Below are 23,023 nucleotides of genomic sequence, written 5' to 3'. Positions count from 1 at the left end.
TCCCGTATGGCATGCCGGTCAGTCGGCTCGCGAAGCGAGTTCGGCGAAGTAGTCTTTGAGCGATCGTGGTTCTCGACCCAGGATCGCCCGCAGCACCACCGCATTTCCGCCCGGCAAACCGTGTTCGTCATAGTGGGCCATCATCCGCCGCATGCCGTCCCGGAAGGGCCCCTCGGGCAGCTGGGAGGCGAATTCGTCAATCGGTATCTGCACGGCTGTGATCGGCCTTCCGAGCACCTCGCTGAGGAGTGCGGCAGTTTCGTAGCTATCCAGCATCCCGGGTGCACACAGCTCGAAGGTGCCGTAGCTGAGTCGATTGCCGGTCATCGCTATCGCGGCGACCTCGGCGACGTCGCGGTAGTCCACCGAGCACATCTTCGACGACAGGGAGTAAGGCTGCGCCAACCGGTCATGCTGGACAATGTCGTCCCAGGAGCGCTCGAAATTCTGCATGAACCGCGCCGGCTGCAGCACCGTGAAATCCATCTCCGAGCTGTAGAGGGCCTCCTCGACGGGCAGCTTGGCGGCGTGATTGGTCATCGCCGAGATCGACGGGTGAATGACCCCGGAAAAGACGAACTTCTGCACCCCCGCTGCCCGCGCGGCATCGACCATTGCCAGGCCCATCTGCGCCTCTCCCGCCGCATGCGCCGGGCCGATGTGGAAGACGCCATCCATGCCCGCGACTGTTTCGGTGAGGCCGGCCGGATCAGTCAGGTCGCCGATGACCGTCTCGTCGACGCCGCTATCCCGGGCTACCTTCGCTCGCTCCCGATTACGGACCAACGCCCGCACCGCGACGCCTCGCTTGGTCAGCTCACGCAAGACCCAGTGGGCATGGCGTCCCGTTGCTCCCACCATCAAGACTCGCATCGCTGTTCTCCTAAGTTCTTGCTCACCGGCGCAGCGAGGCTGTGATCGCCCGGTTGAAGGTGGGGTAGATGTCGTCGTACACCCCGTCGCGTTCGGCGAAGCGGAACCGCTTGACACGCTCGACGATGATCTCGTCGGCCTGCGGTTGGGTCTGCAACAGCGTCATCGTCTCGGCGATGTAGTCGTCCAAGGGCATCGCGTTGGGGTCGAACCCCCGCTCGCCCTGCAATGCCGTCTGCACTTGCGGCGGAACGATTTCGATCACCTGCACCGAGCTGTCCCGCAGCTGAAAGCGCAGCGACTGGGTGTAGGAATGCAGCGCTGCTTTAGTGGCGCAATAGGTCGGTGTCAATGCGCTCGGCATGAATGCCAGCCCCGACGTGACGTTGACAATCGCCGCGTTGGGCTTTGCGAGCAATGAAGGCAGCAGCGCCGCGATAAGGCGAATCGGGCCCAGCAGGTTGATCGCCACGGTCTCCTCCGCCACCGCGGTATCGCTGGCGGTAAGATCCTCGACGCGCTGGATGCCGGCGTTGTTGATCACGACATTGAGGTCCGGGTAGCGGCCGGTTAGCTCGGCGGCGAATTGCTGGATGCTGGCGAGGTCACCCTGGTCGAGCGGCAGGTACTGCATACCCGGGTTGCCCTCGGTGATCGCCCGCAGCGGCTCTAGGCGCCGGCCTGCGACGACTACTCGGTTGCCTAACCGGTGGAATGCTTCGGCCAGGCCGCGGCCGATTCCGGTGCCGCCGCCGGTCACCACAACGGTGTTGCCGGTCATGTGCATTGCATCCTCCTGTGCGCCGTCACGGACACGCTACGCGCGAAGCCGAGCCGGCTCGAAACCACCGGCTGTTGGTTTGCCGGGTTTTTTCGTCGCGTTAACGGCTGCAGCAGTGGCGGAGCGTAGGCTTCGAACCGACAGCGCTGAATGCGTATTCGGCTGCGTAATTGGCGATACCGCTTGGTATTTGGCGAAAGGAATGTCTATGACGGAAGTGAACACGACCACGTTGCCTCCCGCATTGCGTAGGGCAGTGGAGCTGCTTACCGATCCGCCGGCGGAGCCCGATGTCAGCAAGGGTTACCTCGACGTGCTCGGCGCCTGGTCGGATGAAGAAGCCGCATCCGTAAAGAACACCGGCATGATCCAGGCGATGTGGAGCTCGCCTGTGGTGGCGAAGATCTACGATACCCAGCAAACTGTGCTGCGCAGGCTCCTTCGCGTCCTGCAGCCGCCTACCCAATGGCTGAACATTTCACCCGGGGGCGTGGTCTTGGACGTCGGCTGCGGTCCAGCCAGTATCACCGGGTCGCTCGCCCGAGCTGTAGGCGAAGACGGGCTGGTGTTGGGCGTCGACTTATCCGAGGCTATGTTGGCCCGCGCTGTCCACGGCGGGTGGGGACCACAGGTGGGCTTCTTGCGGGCTGACGCACAACGGCTTCCGCTGCGCGACGACACAGTCGATGCCGTGGTCTCGATCGCCGTGCTGCAACTGATTCCCGATCCTGCGGCAGCTCTGGCTGAGATGGCGCGGGTACTGCGGCCCGGTGGACGGCTGACTGTGATGGTGCCGACAGCCGGGCGCGCCGCTCGGTTGTGGCGGGCACTACCGAACGGCGGAGCCTATGTGTTCGGCGAAGACGAGATCGGCGACATTCTGGAAGACCACGGCTTCGCCACCGTGCGCACCAAGAACGTCGGCACGTTCCAGTGGGTCCGCGCAAAGCGCGGGTGACCGCTCGGGATTAGCTCGACTTCTTGCCGCCTTTTCGGCCGGCGGCCTTCTTCTGGGACTGGTTGCCCCCGCTGCCGCTACCGCTGCTGCGACTGCTCTTGCTGCTGCCCGAGCTCTTGCCACCTCTACTGGACGCACCGGGCGAGTTGGCAATCGCAGCCGCTCGGGACTTGCTCATCCCTTTCTTGCGCAAGCCCTCGTACTGCTTGTCATTCTTGACGCTTGACCCGTGGTCCTTCGCCATGATGCCTCCTGTGACGTCGTTTGCTCTGAGTACCCAACTTCGATCACGAGGACACTTTTGGACAGGCGCGCCAGTCATTGACTCGACCGAGCCAGACGATTACCGTCAATGGTTACGCTACGCTGCGTAGCGTAATGGGTTTGAGTTCTGGTTCGTCTGCTGCGCAACCGGTGTGCCGCCTCTCGGGTCAGCAGGCCCGCGGCGACAAGGAGGAGACTCTTGTTCGACCTGAAAATCATCGGTGGCACTGTCGTCGACGGAACCGGGGCGGAGCGTTTCCGGGCTGACATTGGCATCAAGGACGGCACGATCGTCGAGGTTGTCCGGCGTGGCCGCGATGACCCGGAGATGGGCGGCGACAGCGCGGAAATCATCGATGCGACAAGGCATGTGGTGGCTCCTGGCTTCGTCGACATCCACACCCACTACGACGGCCAGATGAGCTGGGACAGCTTGCTCGAACCGTCGAGTGGGCACGGGGTCACGACCGTGGTCACCGGCAACTGCGGTGTCGGCTTCGCCCCGGTGCGGCCGGGCCGCGAGGAGTGGCTGATCAAGTTGATGGAGGGTGTCGAGGACATTCCCGGCACTGCTCTTACCGAGGGCATCACGTGGGGCTGGGAAACCTATCCGCAGTACCTCGACATGATGGGCGAACGGAAGTTCGCGATCGACGTCGGCAGCCAGATCCCGCACGGCGCGGTTCGTGCGTATGCGATGGGCGAGCGGGGTGCCCGTAACGAGCCGGCGACGCCCGACGACATTGCGGCGATGGGCCGGCTCGTCCGAGAAGGAATCGAAGCCGGCGGGCTTGGGTTCTCCACGTCTCGCACGCTGGCCCACCGAGCGATGGACGGCGAGCCTGTGCCGGGGACGTTCGCCGCCGAAGAAGAACTGTTCGGTCTCGGCCGGGCGATGGCGGCCGGCGGTCAGGCGGTGTTCGAGCTGGCCCCGCAGGGAGCGGCGGGCGAAGACATTGTCGGCCCTAAGAAGGAACTGGACTGGATGCGGAGGTTGAGTGGCGAGATCGACCGCGCTGTCTCGTTCGCCCTTATTCAAGTGGATGCCGACCCGACCCTGTGGCGCGAGCAGTTGGAGCTCTCGGCGGCTGCCCATGCTGAAGGCAGTCGGTTGCATCCGCAGATCGCAGCACGCCCGTTCGGGATGATGATCGGCTTCCATGGCCACCACGCCTTCGGGCATCGACCCACCTATCGCAAGCTGAAGTCCGAATGCAGCCCGGAAGAACTCGACCAGCGCCTCGCTGATCCGGCGGTGAAGGCCGCCATCTTGTCCGAGGACGATCTGCCCATCGACCCAACCGTGCTGTTCGACGGCATGTCCACCTTCGTGCAGTACTCACTGGACCGGCTCTATGCGCTCGGCGATCCACCTGACTACGAGCCCACCCCCGACCGCACCGTCGCCGCGATCGCCAAACAGCGCGGCGACGATCCGCTGACGACCCTCTACGACCTCATGCTCGAGTCGAATGCGACCGCCATGCTGATGCTGCCGTTCTTCAACTACGCCGACGGGAACTGCGATGTGATCCGCGAGATGTTGTTGCACCCCGCTGGCGTGCTGGGGCTTTCCGACGGCGGCGCGCACTGCGGAATGATCTGCGACGCTTCCTATCCCACGTTTCTGCTGACGCACTGGGCGCGCGATCGCAGCCGGGGCGAGAAGCTGTCGCTGGAATATGTCATCCGCAAACAGTCGCGTGACACCGCTTATCTGTTCGGTCTCACCGACCGGGGCACGATCGAGCCCGGCAAGAAGGCCGACATCAACGTCATCGACATGGACGCGCTGACACTGCATCCCGCGGCGATGGCCTACGACCTGCCCGCCGGCGGCCACCGGATCCTGCAAAAAGCAAGTGGCTACACGGCGACCATCGTCAGTGGAACGGTGACCCGGAGCAACGACGTCGACACCGGCGCCCGCCCCGGGCGCCTGGTGCGCGGCGCGCGTTAAGAGCCCTGCCGTGAACGTGCCCGCCGGCAACCCGGTTCGCGCTCGCGACGAGGACGCCATCGGCACCCCAGCCGAGCGCCCCACACTGGTGCCCGCCGAGCGCTACTACTCCGCCAACTTCGCTCGGCTGGAGATCGAACGAATGTGGCCGAAAGTGTGGCAGATTGCGTGCCTGCTCTACCAGGTCGCTGAGCCCGGCGACCACTTCGAATACCGTTGCGGCCCATACGGGGTGCTGATCATCCGCGGCGGCGACGGTGAGCTGCGGGCGTTCCAGAATGTGTGCCGCCATCGCGGCAACTCGTTGTGCATGGGCTCGGGTTCGGGGCTGCATGAGCTCAAGTGCGGTTATCACGGCTGGACGTGGGATCTGGCCGGCACCCTCAAGCGAGTGCCCGACCGCAAGGGCTTCGGCTCGTTACGGCTCTCGGACTTTCCTCTTATTCCGATCCGGGTCGAGACCTGGGAGGGGATGGTCTTCGTCAACCTCGATCGTGATGCCATCCCGTTGCTCGAGTACCTGGAGCAAATACCCGACGACATCGGCTGGTGCAATCTCAGCGACTTTCGCTGTTACGCCACGCTCACCGTCGAGGTCGACGCCAATTGGAAGACGATCGCTGATGGCTACAGCGAGACGTACCATATCCAGACCCTGCATCCCGAATTGCTGCGTTGCGTCGACGATATCCATGCACCACAACGAATCTGGCGCCACACCAGCAAGTCCGACCAGCCATACGGCGTACCAAGTCCGCGATGTGGCGGCACGCTCAGCGACGAAGAGGTCTGGGACGCCTATGTTTACACGCAGGGCGCGCTGATGCGTGTAGCTGAGGGCACGCCGTTCCCGTCCGACGAACTGCAGTCCGGGGAGACGGTCCAGGACCTGATCGCGGCACGGACGCGAGCGTTCGCGGCGGAACGCGGAGTCGACCTCGGTTGGGCCGACACCGACCGGATTACCCGGCTGCACCAGTACAACGTGTTTCCGAACATGACGTTTCTAACCAACGCCGACCACTTGACCATCATGTGCTCGCGACCCGGTCCCGACCCCGATCACGGCGAAATGGTCATGTTCTTGACGACGCGGATGCCACCGGGTGCACCGCGAAACAAGCCCACCGATGTGCGCACGACCGCCGCACAGGCCGAACCGGGTGTGGTGCTGACCCAAGACATCCAGCTGCTCGCGGGCTTACAACGGGGAATGCATCAACCCGGCTTCACGCACCTCGTGCTCTCGAGCGAGGAGCGGCGTGTGATCAACATGCACCGCAACATCGAGCGCTACCTCGACCTGCCCGAAGCTCAGCGGATGCGGGCCAGCACCATTTGCGTGTAACACTTTGTGCTCAAACGGTGTTCGCGGCTGCGCCGTCGTCCAGGCCGGTTCGCAGTAACTCCCACGCGAGGTGACGAGCTTCCGCTGCTCTGTTCAACATGAGCTGCCGGACTGGCGGGATCGGATTCGGCTCGGGTGCATGGCCGTCGACCACGGCGACGTGTAGATCCTCCGCGACCTGAACCGCCATCAGCGCTGCTTCGTTCACGCGATGCAGCGCCTGGTGCAGCCGGTTGTCGTCGACCAAGAGGTGAGCATTGCTGATTTCGACCGAGAAGTCGTTGACGACTTGGCTGATCCTTTCGAAGATCGGGTTCATCGCCAGTTCCCGCTCCTCGCGGTCCTCGATGCGCAAGACTCTCGCGGCCTCGTTCCACAGTGTTGCCAGCATCTGGGTATGCGAGCCGACAGCGCGCGACACTTCGATCATCGCTTGTTTCTGTAGCAGCTTGAGCAGGTGACCGCGCTCAACGCGAGCCAACTCCCGCTGAGCCTCCATCTGCGCGCGATGCAGGCTCTGCTGGGCTTCCATTTCTTCCTGGTGCAATCTGCGCGTGATGGCCACTTCACGCGCCGCCCGCTCTTCGGCGGCGATGAACTCTTTCCGTAGGTGTTCGGCCGCTTCGGCCATGTGCTGCGCCGCCTGGCGCTGAATGGTCACGGTCTGCCAGATGGCGACCAGGACGACACCGAAGACCACCGCACCGAAGAACCAGTCCGCTTTAGACCCACTCTGACCGGGACTGAAGAAAATAAACCAACAGATCGCGATGCAGCCGGCAACTCCACAGCTCAGCCAGCCGAGTGCGCGCCGGCCGCCGAGTGCGGCGAGTGGTCGGCGCGCAGGTGGCTCGGTCTGCCGGGGCGGCATCGGAGAGCCGTTCACCTGACCGGGTGGTGGAGGCCCGGCGGCCCTGGCAATCTGTGCTGGTCCGGTCACCATGGGCCTCCCTTCTGCCTGACCCCTGCGCATGACAGGTCCACATTAGAGGCGAGTGGGTTCAGTTGGTCCGGTCAGCCCATCCTGGGGGCAGGTCTTGGGGAGCGGTGTCGATGACAGACTCGTCGTTGGATCCGACGTATTGGAACAACGTGATGTAAGCGAATTCGGGGACTTGGTAGATGGGGTACGTGGGGCCCTTCGTCGCGGTAAGCCTGCATCTGATCCAGGTGTTCGTTCTGGAAACAAACAGTGCGTTCCCCGTGTAGCCGGATCCACTGGGGGAAGAAAATCACGCCGTGGATGCGGCGTTTGGTCGGCAAGATGTTGACGGCCACGCACGTGCCGGTGGGTTCGGTCCACGACACCTTGAAACTGTCTTCGTCGAGTTGGACCAAGTCGACCCGCTGATCCTTGACCCAGCGGCCCCCAACGTGTCCGGAGTGGATGCGGTAGTCGATGGTCGTGGCGTTCTTGACGTACATCTCGTACTGCCAGCCGTTGGCGTAGGTATAGATAAAGCGATGTCCGACGATTCCGGAAAGATCCTGCGGTGGAACCGGATTGGAGACACTTGTCATCGCCGCTCCTGCTGGTGAAATCCGCAAGGGATGGTGCACAAGGTGCCTGACCCCCGTCAAAGTCGATCTAGTGCGTCGCCCAACTACCCTATTGGCTGTTGTACGGCGCCGTTAAAAGCCGGCTCAGGGGAGCGCTAGAAGTTGAGAGACGCACCTCGGCGAAGTGGCTCTGCGTGTAAACCTCCGGTAGACGCGCGTTAGGGTGCTTCGGTCGGTCTTGACAACCAGCCGATAGAACAGTTGAGCATTCTCATGACTGCAGCAGCAGACACGTCGCCGATCGAATCGCGGGTCGGCCACTACTACCAGATGGACGGCACCTACCTGGTCGGCCGCGAGAAGCTCCGCGAGTACGCCCGTGCGGTGCAGGACTACCACCCTGCGCACTGGGATGTCGCCGCCGCCGCGGAGCTGGGTTATCCGGACCTGGTGGCGCCGCTGACCTTCACCTCGGTCCCAGGTATGGCCTGCAATCGCCGCATGTTCGAATCGGTGGTTGTCGGTTACCACACCTATGTGCAGACCGAAGAAGTCTTCGAGCAGCACCGCCCGATCGTGGCCGGCGACGAGCTGCGCGTCGACGTCGAACTGTCGTCGGTGCGGCGGATCGCCGGCCGAGACCTGATCACCGTGACCAACACCTTCACCGATACTGCCGGCGAGCGGGTGCACACCTTGCATACCACCGTCGTCGGCGTCACCGCCGAGGACGTCGATCCGGCGATCAAGACGGCGGCTCAGCGAGCGATGATGCATGACGTGGACCTCGCCGCGATCGGCGAATCCGATGCCGACTACGAGAAGACGCTGCGCCCTGAAGGCGAGGTCCGGATTGCCGAAGGCGGCGCGATCCGCACACCGGGGACGCCGTCCTTCGATGACGTCGAGGTCGGTGACGAGCTACCCCTGCGCCACGCGCGTCTGTCCCGTGGGGACCTGGTGAACTATGCCGGGGTGGCCGGCGACGCCAACCCGATTCATTGGGATGAGGACATCGCCAAGCTCGCCGGGCTGCCCGATGTGATCGCGCACGGAATGCTCACGATGGGTTTGGGTGCCGGGTTCGTCTCGGCGTGGTCGGGCGATCCCGGTGCGGTTACCCGCTACGCGGTGCGGCTGTCGCAGCCCGCGATCGTGTCAGCCAGGGAGGGCGCCGATATCGAATTCAGCGGCCGGATCAAGTCGCTGGAGCCGGCAACCCGCACCGGTGTCGTCATCGTCGCCGCGAAGTCCGGCGGCCGCAAGGTCTTCGGCCTGGCAACGGTGAACGTCCGCTTCCGCTGACCCAATGCACACAATGCAGAGCGATCCGACCTGAGTCCAGGTAACGGACGGCGCGGCGCAACAATGGCAGCGTGCAGATCCGGATCGTAGGAACGCAGCTGCCCGGGCGCACCTGCGGCGCGGGCGACAATTTCCCCGGATACGTCAACATCCATGTCGGTGTGCAGCGCAAGAACCGTCGCGATGAGCTGCTGGATCTCCAGCCCGGAGATGCGGCGTCAGTAGAGTGGGCGGTGGATTGTTCCGTCAACGGAAAAGACGTCCGCGGGTCGTATATCCAGGGGCGTCCAGGAGAACGATTCATCTACCTGAGCTGGGGCACCGTCGGCGACGAGGGTCAATTCTCCTTATTTCGGCGCGCGAAGCTGCTGCTCGCCGATGTGCCGGCCGACGTCTTCGACGCGGCCGTATCCTCCGGGGCGCTAGTCGGAATCCTCGGTCTCACCGACGCAAAAGGGCATCCCCTTTTGCGCGCGTGTGAAGCCGCCGCAGATTCACTGGAGTTCAGCCGAATTGCGTCCTATAACCGTGTAGTGTGCAACTTCTGTTCTCGGCTTGCATTCCTCAGTTCTCGACGAGGTCGGGGATAGGCTCCGCGCCCGTCAGCCAGTGGCGTCCGGTCCGGCGGGCCATCTCCCACTTGGGGACGCTCACCGCATCGTCCTGGCCGAGGTCCTCTGGGCTCGGGCCGATGCGCTCGGCCAATGGGGCGAGGGCATCCAGCTCGAAGTTGTACAGCTCAGCTGCTGCCAGGCCCAGCATCTGGCGGGTTTCCTCGACCGGGATATCCCAGAAGGAGCGGCGCAGCCAGTCGCGGGTGTGCGGCCAGGTTCCCTCCGGATGAGGGAAGTCGTTGCCCCACAAGATGTTTGATACGCCGATCTCGTAGCGCCGCGCCAGCTCCCGGCGCTCTGCGGTGGTGGCCCCGATAAAGCAGTTGCGGTCGAAGTAGGCCGAGGGCGGCATCGTCAGATCGCCCTCCATCAGATGGCTCATCTTCTTGGCCGAGTGCTCACGCAGATACCGCGTGTCCATCAGCCAGAGCAGATCGTTGGCCCAGAACGCACCGCACTCTGTGACCCCCCATCGCAACCGGGGAAAGCGCTCGAATACGCCCGACCACAACGCGAACCACAGGGGCCGGGCGCCCCACCAGCGCACCTCGGTGACATAAATGCCCAGGTGTGCTCCGTACTCCTCTTGCGGGGCGGGACCGGAGTGGGTGTGTACCGGCATTTGCAGGTCCTGGCAGGCGGCCCAGACGTTGTCGTAGCGACGGTCGTGGTAGGGCGGGTAGCCGACCCATCGCGCCGGGATCAGGATTCCGCCCCGCAATCCGGACTCTGCGGCGCGGGTGATTTCGGCTACGGCCGCGTCGACGTCGGCCAGTATCGGCACGACCGCGACACCGGCCCGCCGCTCGGGGCTATGGCTGCACAGCTCGGCCAACCAGCGGTTGTGGGCGCGCGCCCCGGCCATGGCTCGGCCGGGGTCGAGATCGCCCGACTGGCCCAGGCCGGCCCCGAACGGTGCTCCGGCGACCCCGGTGACGGCGTCAGCGTCGGGGAAGATGACTTCGCCGACCACCCCGTCGCCGTCGAGTTCCTTGTCCCGCAGGGCTACGTCCCATCCGCCGGCGATGCCTTCTCCATGCTCGGAGAACCACTGGTCGGCGAACTGCTCGTCGATGAACCCGCCGACCTGCGACGCAGCGGTCTTCTCGGCCAGGTAGGCCTCGAAGTCCTCCCGGTATTCGGGGTCGACGTATTCGCGGTACCGCTCGGTCGGAAGCTCGGCGTGGGTGTCTGCGGAGATGATGATGTAGGGATCCACGGCGGTCCTTTCGCTACCAAGCACGGATGGGGTCGGGCTCGAAGACGGTGCTGCTTGCGTCGGCGGGCACGGCGGGCAGCGGCTCGGCGACCTCGGCCACGGTCGGGCCGATTCGGTCGACAAGAGGGGCGAGCACGTCGAGGTCGAAGCCATAGACGGTCGCGGCGTTCCCGCCAACCATGGCCGCCGCCTCGTCGGCTGGGACGCCGCTGAAGGTGTGCCGCAACGCTTCTCGGGTGTAGGGCGTGGTGCCCTCGTAGTGCGGGTAGTCGCTTCCCCACATGATCTTCTCGACGCCGATTCGGTGGCGCTCGGCACATTCGACGGGCCGCATGAAGCTGGCGCCGACGTAGCACTGGCGGGCCCAGTACTGGCTGGGTTTAAGGGGCAGGGAGCCGGCGGTGGGCCCGGCGAAGCGGGCGATCGCCGAGCTGGCTCGCGCGTAACGGGCCGCCGCGACGTCCAGGGAGTCGAGGGTCGCCGGTATCCAGCCGGCGCCTTGCTCGGTGAAGACGACGGTGAGGTCAGGGTGGCGGTCGAGTGCGCCGCTGAAGATCAGGTGCCACAGCGCCCGATGGGCCCACCAGTGGGTCTCGTACACCCACACGGCGAACGAGCTGCCCCACCCGTCGAGCGGGCTCGGCCCGGCGTTGCCGCCATGATGGTTCACCACCACGCCCGCCTCTTCGCACGCCGCCCAGAGCGGCTCCCAGTGCTCGGCGTAGAGCGGGGGGAGGTCGGTACCGGGGACGACGCCGGGCAGCAGCACACCGCCGCGTAGCCCCAACTTGGCGATCTGTGCGATCTCGGCGATGGCCTCGTCGAGGTTGCCGAGCAGGATCTGACCTACTCCGGCGCGCCGCTCGGGCGACATAGAACAGAAGTCGGACAGCCAGCGGTTGTGCGCACGCAGACCGGCCCAGCGCAGCTCGAGCTCGCGGGTGGTCTCCGGTGGCGGTGCGGCCAGGCTCGTCTGGGGGAAGAACGGCGGCACGGTATTGGGGTAAATGACTTCTCCCGCAATGCCTTCGCGATCCAGATCAGCGTTGCGCCGGTCGCTGTTCCAGTTGCGTTCGGCGTCGGGCTCGGTGAGGTCGCTGAACGGGTTGACGTATGTCTTTGCCCAGTCGTCGAATTCGTCCCGGTATTGCGGATCGAGGTACTCGCGGTAGTCGAGCAGGTCCGCGCCGGCGTGGCAGTCGGCCGAGATGACCGTGTACCGATCCATGGTCTATACCCGCGTCGGCTCGGGCCTGGGGGCGGCGAGCAGTGCCACGTCGTCGTAGCGCTGGTGCACATACGGCAGCAGCCAGTCCTGCGGCACCCGGGTCGCGATGCGTCCCACCTGGATGGTGCGCCGCCGACACCAGGTGATCGAGGTGATCTGGCGGATCACGATGTCGGCCACCGGATCCAACGGCGATTCTCCCAATTCGAGTGTGCCGTCCAGGTTTTCGAGCAGCTCGTAGTGGCGGTGGTATTCGCCGTAGACCAGGTGGGGGTCGGTGATGCCGTTGCCGTCGGGTGAGCGTAGGAACTTGAAGTAGAACTCGGTGTTCACCTGGTCGGGCGGCAACTCCGCCGGGCCGGTGACCTGTCCGTTCACTCTGATGAGCTGATAGCCCAGCCGGTCAACGGTGGCGCTGACCCGATCGCCGACGCGCTCCACCTCGATGTGGGCTAATTTCTTTGGTTCGCCGAAGGTTTCGCGGCCGCCGGTGACGGACTGTTCGGTGGACTGGGGCATGAGGAGGGGGTAGTCGCCCTGTTGGTCGCCGTGCCGGGCGGTCACCGAAAACACTGCCGACCCGAACGGCGGCCTGCCCTCTATCTGGACCCGCTGAAGCTGAACCCGCACCAATGGCTCGGCCGCCGGCTCCAGTGGCTTGGGCAGTACGGCCGCGACGATCTCCGGATCGGTGAGGTACGTGACGGTCACCGCCTCGGTGGCGATGGGCGCCTTGGTCGCGTCGACCTCGTGATCGACTTGCGCCTCGGGTGGGCGTGGACCGTAGCGAATTGCGCTGGTGCTCAACGCTTTCCTCCTTCAGTAGCGGGCTCCTTCTCCGCACTCTGGCCGAGAACGTCGACCAGGTAGTCGGGGTTGCTGCGAGCGAGGATCGATGCCGCCTTGCGGCGCACGACCTCCTCGGCGGGTGTGGGCGGCCCCATCATCCAGAAGCGGTCCGCCCGGATTCCCTCCACCACTTGATCAGCGACCGTCTCGAGCGGAGTGAACTCGACGTGTGCACCGGCGGCCTCGAAGCGGGCCACGACGTCTGCCAATCTGTGCTCGGGTGTGCGACGTGGCTGGGTTGCGGCGTAGCGCTTCGGGCGGTGCCGCCACGACTCCCAGATGCCGGTGTTCAAAAAGCCGCTGGGGAAAAGGACGTGCGCCCGAACCCGCGTCCCGGTCATCTCCAGGTGGGTGTAAAGGCTTTCGGTCAGGCAGAGCACGGCGGCCTTGGTCATCGGGTAGACCGCGTTGGCCGGTCCGCCCATGGCCCCGCGGGCAATGGGCGCGAATCCGCCGTTGCCCGAGCAGGTGTTGACAACGTGTCCCTCGCCCTGGTCAAGCAGGATGGGCACGAAGGCCTTGATGCCGTGGATGACGCCGAGCACGTTGACGTCGATTCCCCAGCGCCAGTCGGCCAGGTCGTGTTCCCACATGTAACCCTCGGAAACTCCGCCGGTGCCGGCGTTGTTGCACACCACGTGCACCGCGCCGAAGCGATCGAGCGTCTGCTTGGCGAGCGACTCGACCGAGGAATAGTCGGTGACGTCGGTGAGGGTCCCGGCGGCGTCGATGCCCTCGTCCGTGAGCGTGCGGGTTGCTTCTTCGAGCGGTTCGGCGAGGACATCGGCCAGCACCACCTTCATGCCTTCGCGGCCGAAACGCCTGCCCAGGGCTTGGCCGATGCCTCCGGCACCTCCGGTTACGACCGCCACCTGGCCGTGAAGGTCAGTCATTGTGGCAATGGTCACATGGTCGCGCATGCCACCGCAAGCCTTCGCATTATGCGACCATTGGCTTCATGGCTGCACGTCCGTCGCCGCAGACTGAACGGGTCGTGAACCTGTTCGAGTATCTGGCGAGTGATGGGGGCCAAGGGATGACGTTGGCGGAAGTATCGCGCCAGTTGAGTGTCCACAAAGCCAGCTGCCATTCGATGCTGTCTGAACTGCTGCGGGCCGGCTGGCTGCTCCGCGACCCGGTTCGCAAGACCTACCACCTCGGTCCCGCTCTGGTCCGGCTCGGCCGAGAGGCGGCGAGCCGTTATCCGGCCCTGGTGCTGGCCCGGTCGGCGATGGCCGAGTTGTCGGCGGCGACGGGCGCGCACTGCATCGCCTTCTCGGTCAGCGATGACCACTCCACCGTCGTCGATCAGGTGCGAAGCCCGCATGGCGGCGGTCACCCGATGTCCGTGGGCACCCAGTTCCCCCACCGCCCGCCGTACGGGGCGCCGATCGTTGCGTGGGCGGGGCCGGAGGTCCGGGAGCGCTGGCTGGCGGCCCTGCCCGAGGATGTGCGCGATCGCTACCGCGATGCCTTGGCGGCCGCAAAGCAGCGCGGCTACGCGGTCGGTCTTCGTCTTCTGCCCGACTTGCGCCTGCAGGAACTGGCGCTGATCGTGCGGAGCGCCGAGGTGCGGTCCACCCGCTTGAGCCAGCTTGCGCAGGAATTGACCGACGAACTACTCCACCAGGAGGAGTGGTTCCCGGTCAGCCTGGACCCCGACCGCAGCTACGAGGTGAGCCACATCGACTCCCCGATCCCCGAGCCCGGGTCCCGTATCGCCCTGCTGCTCAGCCTGGTCCCCAGCGCCGAGCCGATGAGCGGCGCGGCCGTCGCCCGGCTGGGGGAGCAGCTCTCTTCGGTGACCCAACGGCTCAGCACCGCATTGACGAAAGAGCCTCCGTGGGTCGAATAGATACCGTTGTGGCAAAGGGTTTTTCAGCGTCGCGGTCAGCGGCCCTTGCTACCCTGCGCCGCTGGGCAGGTAGCAGCGCACGCTGTCGATGAGCCCCTGCCGAGGGGTGATGGTCGCGAAGAGTACAGCCGGGCCGCGAGCGGAAGTAGTCGAGACGACGACGGTATGACCCGAGGCGATGACCTTGGTGATGGTGGCTGCGCGCAGGCGATCGGCAAGCTCCTCGGGGCGCTGGGTTGCCTTGTCGTTGATTGTGATAGGTCCGTGGAGGAGCTCTTCCGCGGCACGGGTGTCGCCGCTTGCGATTTGTCCGGTGAAGCGAGCAGCGACGGTCCCTCCTTGGCGTCCGGCGCCGCGCAAAGCTTTGACGAATCCCAATGTCCCGGTGAGCTTTTGGTGACGCAGCAGCCCGCCGGCCAGCGTGGCGCCCGCCGGTGCTGCGGCGCAGCCGAGACGCAGGAACTGCATCATCATGGTCGGCAGTTCCCAATACGCGCGCAGCGCGGCAATTCGGGGCGGCTGCTGCGAGAGGTCGAGGTCATAGCGCAGCACCGCAGGGATGGTCATGCGCCGAGAACTGGACAGCGATACGTCGAGCTCGAGGTCACGAATCACCGTCGTGCCTGCCACGATGTCGACATTGCGACGAAACACGATGTCACGCGGTCCGATAAACGTGTCGTAGAACCGCTCGATTTGGTGGGTTCCGATGTGTGGGCGCGACCCGACAGGGTCTTCGATCCGGGCGTCCGAGGTGAAGAGTTCTATCCAGGCGGCACGGTCGTGGCGCCCGGCAGCGGCCGGAGATTGTTCGACGACTGCAATCAGATCGTGCTCATAGGTAGGCATCGTCTGCTCCTCGAGGGTTGCGGCGCCATCTGCCGCGGCTGTTCAGCCGACGATCGCGAAGCCGCCGGATGCAATAATGATGCTGACGATAAGACCTCCAGCGGGGAGTGCAGCGCATCGTGACTGGGCTCCTAGGAGGCTCACACCATCACCGCCGGCCTTATCTGACGGAAGGCTTCTCCTTGCAACCGTCACCGAGCTTTCTCAAACTGGTGCAGGACCGATAAATTCGATGCCCGCGCGAATCGCGGGGCGATGCCGCAAGATTCGGAAATGCGCTAGGCGGCCGAGGCCCGACGTGGTCATCAACTGTGCGCCTGGCCATTACGCGACCACCTTTTGGCTCGTCGCATAGGGAGTCTCGGGGTCATCGGGGTCGTGGATGAGCAGCAGCGGCGGATAGCCGGTCCGCTCGGCAACCCGGACCATGTTGGTGTCCTCCAGCGGCATGCCGATGCGGCGTTCAAGACGTTGATGCAGCCCGGCGCGTATCCGCCGTCCGAAGCCGTGGCGCGCGGCGAAGAGATCCAGATAGATCGGGAACTCGCCCATCGGCGCGAGAAACACCAACCGCCCGACCGTCGCGCCCCACGCCGCCGCGAATGCAGTCGCGTTGGCCCCGAGGGAGTGGGCGACAACAGCGCGGGCCGGCCCGTGTGTCCGGATCATGGCTGCAACCGCTTCGGCGCATTCGATGGCGGTGGTACGACCGGGAGCGAGTGCTCCCGGATCGGACTCATTATGGCTGGGCAGGTCGAACGCGATGACACGATGCCCAGACTCGACAAGAGGTTTGATGAACATGCCGAGGTGTGGGCGACGCCCGCCCCAGCCGTGCACAAGATAGACCGGTGGCCCGTCGCCCCAAGCCTCGCCCACGAGCCGGTGCCCGCTCCAATACGCTTCCAGCGGCTGGCCGGGCGGGACACCGGGCGGCATACGCAGACTGGACTCTATAACCGGTGGGGTGCACCAGAGCTCGGTCGCCCACCGCGAACCAATTGCCGGCGCGATCCGCTCCAGTAACCAGAACAGCCGGCGCACCCAAGTGGCGACCGGCGGTTGCACACCGGACCCCTCCACATCCAGAACGGTTGGGCTTGCAGAACCACCGCCGTTTGAAACAGAAGCTTTCACTTGGGGCAGCCGTCAGCCGTAGCGCGATCTCGACGAGGCCTTCGCCGAGCGGGCGGGTGATTCGTTGGGTCCGGCACACGTCGAGGGTAGCGAGACGATCCAACCGGGCCACATCTGCCTGCATAACGATAAGAGCGTGACCTCTCCGGGCAAGGAGGCGAGAGCCTGACTATCCGGCCGAGTTATTGCGATGCCATTCCCTGACCGCTGCGATGATTTCAGATCGGCTCATGTGCCCATCGCGAAGCCGCTGATACAAAGTCGGCCGCCGCGGATCGATCCGGCCGCCGTAGCCCAGTCGAAGCTGCGCCTCTTCGGGCGAAACACCACCCTGGAAGAGATCAACCGCTAACTGTGGCCGCTCGCCACCACTTAACCGAATCCACCCGATGACTTCTGAGTCATCACAGCCAAGGCCGTTGAGTCGCGCCGCGGCCCATTGGGCGTTCATCTCCTCCGCTTGTTTGAGTTCCCAACTGAAGTAGGTACCGTGGGGCTTGTCGAGGTGCTCTGGCCTCCGCGGAACGATTACTTCATCGAGGATTGCCTGGAGAATCGCCGACCGCCATTGGGGAGTTCTCGATTTCGCTTTTTTCGGAACTGATTTGGACTTGGCCCGTGCGAGGGCTGCGGCGAAACTATCGCCCGACTCGTCCGCTGCGTGAGGCTCCGCGGACCTGCCATACAGCTCGCGAGTGACGGCTGTTTCGAGGTCGGACGGTCCGCCCACGGCGGCGAAGTCCCGGCGGATGGCGCGGACGACTGGCGCCTCGAGAGTGTTCGCCGCTGACTTCACGAACTCACCGCGGCGGCGTAACTCATCCAGAAGCTGGCGTGATGTCCAGCCGAATTCTCGGGCGAGTTCGTGAACTCGCAGCTTCTGCCTTCGCGGTGGGTTTAGTTTCATCAGCCAACCGTGTTGTTAAACAATCACTTGCTGCGTGCTAATCTTCGCTGCATCTCGACAACAACAGCTACTACTACCGCGCCATGTTGGCGAATCGCGAAAGATGGAGCTGGTGCGCCACGGTCACGGTCTTCGTCGGACCGTTGCGATGCTTGGCCAGGATTAAGTCGGCTTCTCCCCCGCGTGGATCGTCGCGCTCGAACGCATCGGGGCGGTGCAGCAGGATGACCATATCGCTATCCTGCTCCAAACTGTTATGTGCGCTTATCCCATTAGCAACGAAATTGTGTGTGTCACTTACGGTTCCGTCGTAGACATCCATCTCGCCCAGGCTCGTAATCTCGACGATCTGATCCCAAAACACATCGTTTACGGCCAAGGCATGAATCTCACGGTCCTCAAGCAAGGCTGCGGCACGGTGTAGCCGTGCCCGGCTCGGAGCGCGCTTCCACATCGCTGATCCGCAGAACTGCGTGCCTATGGCAGCCGCGAATTGGCGATGTGTCATCTGCCTGATGGTCAACGACGCTTTGACCTTGTTCCATACCTCTCTGGGCACTGTGTCGAGGTTTGTGTTGCGGAAGATCCCCTCAAGCTGGGCAAGTACCTCCTGTGCCGCAAATGCTTTCGCACCGTGGACGCCAACGTGTTGAAGAAACCTTGTTTGGTTCTCCGCACCGTAGATGTACAGATGCCACGAGTCGCGATACCCGGCTTTCGGCACGCGCTTGATGCGGGAGAACACGCCCACTCTCAGCAGAAGTGCAGCTAGGTCATCGACCAGGCGCCGGCTTGTCGACGCGTAGTAAATCCGCCCCTGGCCGACTCTGTCGTCCCACCGCACCGAACCGTCAGTCGCCCAGAGGTGGCGCAGGAACAACGCCACCTGATCGTTTGGTACCTTGAAAACTGCCTGCGGCACGAACTTTTCATGACTGCGTAGACCGAACAGCCCCAGCTCATCCAGCCACGCAGCGATTGGATTCCGCTTTCCGCGCGCCAACCGGTACGGTGCCGGTAGCCGCAAGGTCGTCACCCGCGCCGCCGGGTACTCGTCGCGCACAGCAGTAACGCCGAAACACGCGGCGGCGATTTGCACCGCAGCCAGATTCGCTTCGTCAATGCTCGCATACCGGATCGGCTGATTCTTCACACAAGACCCGTCACCGATCATGTGCGCCAGCAAAATGACTTCGAAACCAGCCATCCGCTGCGCGTCAACCGGCTCCGGAACACGACGCGGGACGGCAAGCCGATCGCCAACCTTTAGCTCTGCCAACGGCGTCCAGCCGTCGATCGTCATGAACGGGTGATTGCCGGTGGCCTCCACTTTCCGTCCAGACGCTAGCCGCAGCTTGAAGACCTCTTTGCGGCCGCTGGGGAAGACGTTCGTCATCGGCCGCGCGACCATCCGCAATCGCTCATCGAGCGACCACACCAACGGCCGCTCACCAGTACGCAACAGCTCGCCGAATGTCACCTCGGCGCCGGTGTCGGCACGCAGGATCCGCGTGTTGGCGGTAAGGCACCCCGACTCACGCAGGTCGGCGAGCATCGGCTTTTTATCAGTGCGCTGCTCGGGCCCGCGGTTCAGCTGGCTGATCGCAACCACCGGAACTTCGAGCTCCTTCGCCAAAAGCTTTAAGTTGCGCGAGAATTCGGACACCTCGACCTGGCGCGACTCGAACCTCTTGCCCGAGGTCATCAGCTGAAGGTAGTCCACCACAATCAGCTTCAGGTCTGCCTTTTGCCGCAGCCGACGCGCCTTGGCGCGGATCTCCATCATGGTCAGGTTCGGCGAGTCATCGATATACAGTGGCGCCTCGCTGATTTCGCTCATCCGCCGCGCCAACCGCGTCCAGTCGTCATCGCTCATCCGGCCCGAACGCATATCGGAGAGCTTGATTTTCGCCTCCGCCGACAGCAGTCGCATCACGATCTCGGACTTGCTCATCTCCAGCGAGAAGATCACGCTGGCCATCCGGTGCTTGATGGAGCAGGACCGCAAGAAATCCAAACCCAGAGTCGAGTTGTGCGTCGGCACCATGCCGCGGCCGGCCAGATACAGGTGCGCGGAGTTGTCCACCTCCACACAGCGCACCGGAACGCTACGGACCCGGCACACGCCGTCGAGTTGCAGCACCGGCGCCATCAAGGTCGCGGTGGCCCGCCGCTCGGCGTACCGCGCGATCGACCCGGCCGCGGCAATGCTGTCCAAACCACAGCGCAGCTCTGCCGTGGTGCGAACCCCGTAGCCCGTCGGCCACTGGTGATCCGCGTCCGCGACAATGACTGTGCCGTCGGAGAATTCGACCTCGTAGCACGGCCGGCCCACCATGACGTCCGTCGCCGCGATCACGCGCGTCGGCTGGCCGTCGGCGCCAAGCAGCTCGTCACCGACGGCGACGTCGCCCATCGTCGTCCAGCCGGTCGGGGTCGGCAGCGGAGTGTCCAATGCCAGTGCCTTGCCCACCCCGGGGCGCGCCGCGACGATGATCATCTGCCCGGGGTGCAGACCGTTGGTCACCTCGTCGAGTTCTGCGAAGCCGGTCGGCACGCCGCGCGCCAGGCCCCCGTTGGAGGCGATCGCGTCGATCTCGTCCATCGTCGGCTGCAGCAGATCCTCCAGCGGGACGAAATCCTCGGAGAGCCGCCGATCGGTGACCTCGTAGATCTCGGCCTGCGCCCGGTCGACCACCTCGGCCACATCGGAGCCTTCCGCGCCGGCGTAGCCGTACTGCACCACCCGGGTGCCCGCCTCGACCAAGCGACGCAGCAGGGCCTTCTCGGCGACGATGCCCGCGTAGTAGCCGGCGTTGGCAGCCGTCGGCACCGTCGAGATCAAGGTGTGCAGATACGGCGCGCCGCCGATCCGGCGCAGCAGGCCGCGGCGGTCCAGCTCGGCGGCGACCGTCACCGCGTCGGCCGGCTCCCCGCGCCCGTACAGATGCAGGATGGCGTCGTAGATACTCTGGTGCGCCGGGCGGTAGAAGTCTCCGGGCCGCAGCCGCTCCAACACATCGGCAATCGCGTCCTTGGAAAGCAGCATCCCGCCCAGCACCGACTGCTCTGCGGCGAGATCTTGCGGTGGCTGACGGCCGAAGTCCTCACTGGGTGAGGCCGCATCCATGCCGGGGTAACCGAGATCGTCGACGACCGCCATAGGCTCTCACCTCCTCCGGCACGACTGTCGAACGCTCATTCGATCGGCATCTTCGACTGTAGGTCGAGGCACCGACACGACGCCGAGGACAAACCGTCACTCCAATCGCGCCGGGTCGACGCTAAACGTTGCTGGCGACTACTCCAAGGGCCGCTGTTCATGGAGCTGTGCATCATGTGTGCATATCCGTCGGCACCTGTGTTGAGGCGGGTGTGGACAACCTGTGGACGAATGCGGGACGTAGCAGCATTACTGCAGATAAGCGGACCACAACAGCGCGCAGTTTGTGTGGATGACAATCTCTTCGGCGTGTCGCGGCAGGTTGCCATGTCGGGCGTGTTGCGTTGCAGGCGGTTATGGGCTGCGTTAACAGACGGTTACGTTCACAGCGGGATTTGCTCGCCGGGCAGTTAGCCAGCGCAACCACCAACACCCCGGCGACAGCCGATCGTGGCCGTCACCGGGGTGAGGAGATTCTGCGGGTTACCCCTGCGCGACTAGGTCGAGCCTGAGCTCGACGTTGACGTCGGGGTGCAGGTGCGCGGTGGCCGTGTGCGTGCCGAGCGACTTGATGTGCTCCCTGGGCATCCGGACGATCCGCTTGTCCAGATTGGGGCCGCCGGCTTTCTTGATCGCGGCGACGACGTCGGCGGCTGTCACCGAACCGAACAGCTTGCCGGTATCGGCTGCGGCGCGCACCGGCAGCGGGATGGGTCCCAGCGCCTCGATCGCAGTCTTGATTTCGTTGGCGTGCTCGAGGTCGCGCACCATTTTCGTTTCCCGGGCCCGGCGGATGTCGTCGGCCTGTTTCTGTGCGCCGCGGGAGGCGACGATCGCCATCCCCCGCGGCAGCAGGAAGTTGCGGCCGTATCCGTCTTTGACTTCGACGGTGTCGCCGACGGTGCCGAGGTGCTCGACATCGGCGGTCAAAATCAGCTTCATCGTGTCGTACTTTCCGTCTGGGTTGCGCGGCTACCGCGCCGAAGAGGTGAAGGGCAAGAGCGCCATCTCGCGGGCGTTTTTCACCGCGAGCGCGATGTCTCGCTGGTGCTGCACGCAGTTGCCGGTGACGCGGCGAGCCCGGATCTTGCCGCGCTCGCTGATGTAGGTGCGCAGCAGCGCAGTGTCCTTGTAGTCGATCGCCTGGTCTTTTTTGGCGCAGAACACGCACTTGCGTGTCTTGACCGGCTTTTCCGGTGCCGGGCGCCGCTTGCTGGATTTGGCCATGTGGGTATCTCTTTCGTGCTGTGTTGCTTGAAGTTAGAAGGGTGGCTCGTCGTCGCCGCCGCCGAATGACCCCGACGCCGGGGCGCTGCCCCAGGGGTCGTCACCCGTTGCGCCGCTGGCCTGCGCCGGCGGGCGAGAACCCCCGCCACCGCCGCCCCCACCGCCGCTGCGGCTGGCCTTGTTGACCTTGGCGGTGGCGTAACGCAACGACGGGCCGATCTCGTCGACCTCGACCTCGACCACCGTGCGCTTCTCGCCCTCGCGGGTTTCGAACGAGCGCTGCTTGAGCCGTCCGGTCACGATTACGCGCGACCCGCGAGTCAGGCTCTCGGCGACGTTCTCGGCGGCCTCGCGCCAGATGTTGCACCGCAGGAACAGCGCCTCGCCGTCTTTCCATTCCCCGCTTTGGCGGTCGTAGATCCGCGGTGTCGAGGCCACGGTGAAGTTTGCCACCGCAGCACCGGACGGGGTGAACCGCAGTTCGGGGTCAGCGGTCAAGTTTCCGACGACGGTGATGGTGGTGTCACCAGCCACAGTTTCCTCCTGGGTCCGCCTGGTCTACGGCGGGGTCTGCGCGCTGCGCGCTGAGCGTAGGCGATTCATCGCAGAGCCTACGCAACGGCTCCGACGCTCGGCAGTCACTCGTTAGTGCTTGTCGGTGCGGACCACCTTGGTCCGCATGACCGACTCGTTGAGTTTGAGCTGACGGTCAAGTTCGGACACCGTCGCCGGGGCGGCCTTGAGGTCGATCACGGCGTAGATGCCCTCGGAGTGCTTGGCGATTTCGTAAGCCAGTCGGCGTCGACCCCAAATATCGACTTTTTCCACGCTGCCGCCGTCTTTGCGGACGACGTTGAGGAACGCCTCCAATGACGGAGCTATGGTGCGCTCGTCGAGGGTGGGGTCGAGGATGACCATGATTTCGTATGGACGCATGGGAACCTCATCACCTCCTATGGTCATGTGCGGCCACGGTCGGTCCGTGG

The 23,023-nt window shown here is 64.6% G+C and carries 21 protein-coding genes and 2 pseudogenes; 6 read left to right on the top strand and 17 right to left on the bottom strand.

All coding sequences use genetic code 11. The features are described from left to right. Window positions 1-18 precede the first annotated feature (18 nt). On the bottom strand, window positions 19-873 hold the full coding sequence (locus G6N15_RS08785) for an NmrA family NAD(P)-binding protein (RefSeq protein WP_083086890.1): 855 nt from the start codon (window positions 871-873) through the stop codon (window positions 19-21). Between the two features lie 22 nt (window positions 874-895). Then, window positions 896-1,660 (bottom strand): SDR family oxidoreductase, encoded by a 765-nt coding sequence (locus G6N15_RS08780; protein WP_083086891.1) that lies wholly within the window; start codon window positions 1,658-1,660, stop codon window positions 896-898. Between the two features lie 202 nt (window positions 1,661-1,862). On the opposite strand from G6N15_RS08780, the gene G6N15_RS08775 reads away from it, so the two are divergent. Beyond that, window positions 1,863-2,612, top strand: coding sequence for a methyltransferase domain-containing protein (locus tag G6N15_RS08775; RefSeq protein ID WP_083086892.1), 750 nt, complete (start codon window positions 1,863-1,865; stop codon window positions 2,610-2,612). Between the two features lie 10 nt (window positions 2,613-2,622). Here G6N15_RS08775 and G6N15_RS08770 read toward each other — a convergent pair whose 3' ends face one another. Further along, complete coding sequence (locus tag G6N15_RS08770; protein ID WP_083086893.1) at window positions 2,623-2,856, bottom strand: DUF7218 family protein; 234 nt, start codon at window positions 2,854-2,856, stop codon at window positions 2,623-2,625. 219 nt (window positions 2,857-3,075) lie between these two features. Here G6N15_RS08770 and G6N15_RS08765 point away from each other — a divergent pair, with 219 nt between their 5' ends. Both G6N15_RS08765 and G6N15_RS08760 read left to right on the top strand, forming a co-directional pair. Next, window positions 3,076-4,836: an N-acyl-D-amino-acid deacylase family protein gene (locus G6N15_RS08765; protein ID WP_083086894.1), complete on the top strand. Its 1,761-nt coding sequence runs from the start codon at window positions 3,076-3,078 to the stop codon at window positions 4,834-4,836. A gap of 10 nt (window positions 4,837-4,846) precedes the next feature. Beyond that, complete coding sequence (locus G6N15_RS08760; RefSeq protein WP_083086895.1) at window positions 4,847-6,184, top strand: aromatic ring-hydroxylating oxygenase subunit alpha; 1,338 nt, start codon at window positions 4,847-4,849, stop codon at window positions 6,182-6,184. Window positions 6,185-6,194: 10 nt separating this feature from the next. Here G6N15_RS08760 and G6N15_RS08755 read toward each other — a convergent pair whose 3' ends face one another. Together G6N15_RS08755 and G6N15_RS08750 are read right to left on the bottom strand one after the other, a co-directional pair. Beyond that, window positions 6,195-7,124 carry a hypothetical protein gene (locus G6N15_RS08755; RefSeq protein WP_232070379.1) on the bottom strand — a complete coding sequence of 310 codons (930 nt, stop codon included), beginning with the start codon at window positions 7,122-7,124 and terminating at the stop codon, window positions 6,195-6,197. A gap of 61 nt (window positions 7,125-7,185) precedes the next feature. Beyond that, window positions 7,186-7,705: pseudogene (locus G6N15_RS08750) on the bottom strand (phenolic acid decarboxylase). A 252-nt stretch (window positions 7,706-7,957) separates the two neighbouring features. Here G6N15_RS08750 and G6N15_RS08745 point away from each other — a divergent pair. After that, on the top strand, window positions 7,958-8,989 hold the full coding sequence (locus G6N15_RS08745) for a fused (3R)-hydroxyacyl-ACP dehydratase subunits HadA/HadB (RefSeq protein ID WP_083086896.1): 1,032 nt from the start codon (window positions 7,958-7,960) through the stop codon (window positions 8,987-8,989). A gap of 71 nt (window positions 8,990-9,060) precedes the next feature. Next, complete coding sequence (locus G6N15_RS08740) at window positions 9,061-9,579, top strand: DUF5990 family protein (protein ID WP_308203549.1); 519 nt, start codon at window positions 9,061-9,063, stop codon at window positions 9,577-9,579. Here G6N15_RS08740 and G6N15_RS08735 read toward each other — a convergent pair. The 4 genes from G6N15_RS08735 to G6N15_RS08720 are packed head-to-tail and all read right to left on the bottom strand — an operon-like array spanning window position 9,554 to window position 13,792. Further along, complete coding sequence (locus G6N15_RS08735) at window positions 9,554-10,822, bottom strand: amidohydrolase family protein (RefSeq protein ID WP_083086897.1); 1,269 nt, start codon at window positions 10,820-10,822, stop codon at window positions 9,554-9,556. The genes G6N15_RS08740 and G6N15_RS08735 overlap by 26 nt on opposite strands. Before the next feature lie 13 nt (window positions 10,823-10,835). Then, on the bottom strand, window positions 10,836-12,050 hold the full coding sequence (locus tag G6N15_RS08730) for an amidohydrolase family protein (RefSeq protein ID WP_083086898.1): 1,215 nt from the start codon (window positions 12,048-12,050) through the stop codon (window positions 10,836-10,838). 3 nt (window positions 12,051-12,053) lie between these two features. Next, window positions 12,054-12,857, bottom strand: coding sequence for an acetoacetate decarboxylase family protein (locus tag G6N15_RS08725; RefSeq protein ID WP_083086899.1), 804 nt, complete (start codon window positions 12,855-12,857; stop codon window positions 12,054-12,056). Further along, window positions 12,854-13,792, bottom strand: a complete 939-nt coding sequence (locus G6N15_RS08720) for an SDR family NAD(P)-dependent oxidoreductase (RefSeq protein WP_083086923.1) — start codon at window positions 13,790-13,792, stop codon at window positions 12,854-12,856. Before G6N15_RS08720 ends, G6N15_RS08725 begins: the two co-directional genes overlap by 4 nt. 65 nt (window positions 13,793-13,857) lie before the next feature. Here G6N15_RS08720 and G6N15_RS08715 point away from each other — a divergent pair, with 65 nt between their 5' ends. Next, complete coding sequence (locus G6N15_RS08715) at window positions 13,858-14,754, top strand: IclR family transcriptional regulator (RefSeq protein ID WP_083086900.1); 897 nt, start codon at window positions 13,858-13,860, stop codon at window positions 14,752-14,754. Window positions 14,755-14,802: 48 nt separating this feature from the next. Here G6N15_RS08715 and G6N15_RS08710 read toward each other — a convergent pair whose 3' ends face one another. The 8 genes and pseudogenes from G6N15_RS08710 to rpsF all read right to left on the bottom strand — a co-directional run bounded on the left by G6N15_RS08710 (window position 14,803) and on the right by rpsF (window position 22,973). Continuing rightward, window positions 14,803-15,603 carry a nuclear transport factor 2 family protein gene (locus G6N15_RS08710; protein ID WP_083086901.1) on the bottom strand — a complete coding sequence of 267 codons (801 nt, stop codon included), beginning with the start codon at window positions 15,601-15,603 and terminating at the stop codon, window positions 14,803-14,805. A gap of 204 nt (window positions 15,604-15,807) precedes the next feature. After that, window positions 15,808-16,740, bottom strand: a pseudogene (locus G6N15_RS08705) (alpha/beta fold hydrolase). A gap of 169 nt (window positions 16,741-16,909) precedes the next feature. Beyond that, window positions 16,910-17,647 carry a translation initiation factor IF-2 N-terminal domain-containing protein gene (locus G6N15_RS23780; protein ID WP_083086902.1) on the bottom strand — a complete coding sequence of 246 codons (738 nt, stop codon included), beginning with the start codon at window positions 17,645-17,647 and terminating at the stop codon, window positions 16,910-16,912. Between the two features lie 73 nt (window positions 17,648-17,720). Beyond that, complete coding sequence (locus G6N15_RS08695; RefSeq protein ID WP_083086903.1) at window positions 17,721-20,810, bottom strand: replicative DNA helicase; 3,090 nt, start codon at window positions 20,808-20,810, stop codon at window positions 17,721-17,723. 483 nt (window positions 20,811-21,293) lie between these two features. Next, complete coding sequence (gene rplI, locus G6N15_RS08690; protein ID WP_083086904.1) at window positions 21,294-21,752, bottom strand: 50S ribosomal protein L9; 459 nt, start codon at window positions 21,750-21,752, stop codon at window positions 21,294-21,296. Window positions 21,753-21,782: 30 nt separating this feature from the next. Further along, complete coding sequence (gene rpsR, locus G6N15_RS08685; RefSeq protein WP_083086905.1) at window positions 21,783-22,037, bottom strand: 30S ribosomal protein S18; 255 nt, start codon at window positions 22,035-22,037, stop codon at window positions 21,783-21,785. Between the two features lie 33 nt (window positions 22,038-22,070). Then, window positions 22,071-22,571, bottom strand: coding sequence for a single-stranded DNA-binding protein (locus G6N15_RS08680; protein WP_083086906.1), 501 nt, complete (start codon window positions 22,569-22,571; stop codon window positions 22,071-22,073). A gap of 111 nt (window positions 22,572-22,682) precedes the next feature. After that, window positions 22,683-22,973, bottom strand: coding sequence for a 30S ribosomal protein S6 (rpsF, locus tag G6N15_RS08675; protein WP_083086924.1), 291 nt, complete (start codon window positions 22,971-22,973; stop codon window positions 22,683-22,685). Window positions 22,974-23,023 lie beyond the last annotated feature (50 nt).

Origin of the sequence: Mycobacterium noviomagense (genome assembly GCF_010731635.1) — a bacterium.
Taxonomy (GTDB): domain Bacteria; phylum Actinomycetota; class Actinomycetes; order Mycobacteriales; family Mycobacteriaceae; genus Mycobacterium; species Mycobacterium noviomagense.
Note: the sequence above shows the minus strand (reverse complement) of the source record. Positions and strands in the feature narration are given on the sequence as shown.

What these genes read in the sequence shown, in the direction of transcription:
- G6N15_RS08720 (WP_083086923.1), bottom strand. Translation starts at nt 13,792, where the DNA reads ATGACTGACCTTCACGGCCAGGTGGCGGTCGTAACCGGAGGTGCCGGA.
- G6N15_RS08695 (WP_083086903.1), bottom strand. Translation starts at nt 20,810, where the DNA reads ATGGCGGTCGTCGACGATCTCGGTTACCCCGGCATGGATGCGGCCTCA.
- rpsR (WP_083086905.1), bottom strand. Translation starts at nt 22,037, where the DNA reads ATGGCCAAATCCAGCAAGCGGCGCCCGGCACCGGAAAAGCCGGTCAAG.
- rplI (WP_083086904.1), bottom strand. Translation starts at nt 21,752, where the DNA reads ATGAAGCTGATTTTGACCGCCGATGTCGAGCACCTCGGCACCGTCGGC.
- rpsF (WP_083086924.1), bottom strand. Translation starts at nt 22,973, where the DNA reads ATGCGTCCATACGAAATCATGGTCATCCTCGACCCCACCCTCGACGAG.
- G6N15_RS23780 (WP_083086902.1), bottom strand. Translation starts at nt 17,647, where the DNA reads ATGAAACTAAACCCACCGCGAAGGCAGAAGCTGCGAGTTCACGAACTC.
- G6N15_RS08730 (WP_083086898.1), bottom strand. Translation starts at nt 12,050, where the DNA reads ATGGATCGGTACACGGTCATCTCGGCCGACTGCCACGCCGGCGCGGAC.
- G6N15_RS08710 (WP_083086901.1), bottom strand. Translation starts at nt 15,603, where the DNA reads ATGCCTACCTATGAGCACGATCTGATTGCAGTCGTCGAACAATCTCCG.
- G6N15_RS08715 (WP_083086900.1), top strand. Translation starts at nt 13,858, where the DNA reads ATGGCTGCACGTCCGTCGCCGCAGACTGAACGGGTCGTGAACCTGTTC.
- G6N15_RS08770 (WP_083086893.1), bottom strand. Translation starts at nt 2,856, where the DNA reads ATGGCGAAGGACCACGGGTCAAGCGTCAAGAATGACAAGCAGTACGAG.
- G6N15_RS08785 (WP_083086890.1), bottom strand. Translation starts at nt 873, where the DNA reads ATGCGAGTCTTGATGGTGGGAGCAACGGGACGCCATGCCCACTGGGTC.
- G6N15_RS08780 (WP_083086891.1), bottom strand. Translation starts at nt 1,660, where the DNA reads ATGCACATGACCGGCAACACCGTTGTGGTGACCGGCGGCGGCACCGGA.
- G6N15_RS08745 (WP_083086896.1), top strand. Translation starts at nt 7,958, where the DNA reads ATGACTGCAGCAGCAGACACGTCGCCGATCGAATCGCGGGTCGGCCAC.
- G6N15_RS08775 (WP_083086892.1), top strand. Translation starts at nt 1,863, where the DNA reads ATGACGGAAGTGAACACGACCACGTTGCCTCCCGCATTGCGTAGGGCA.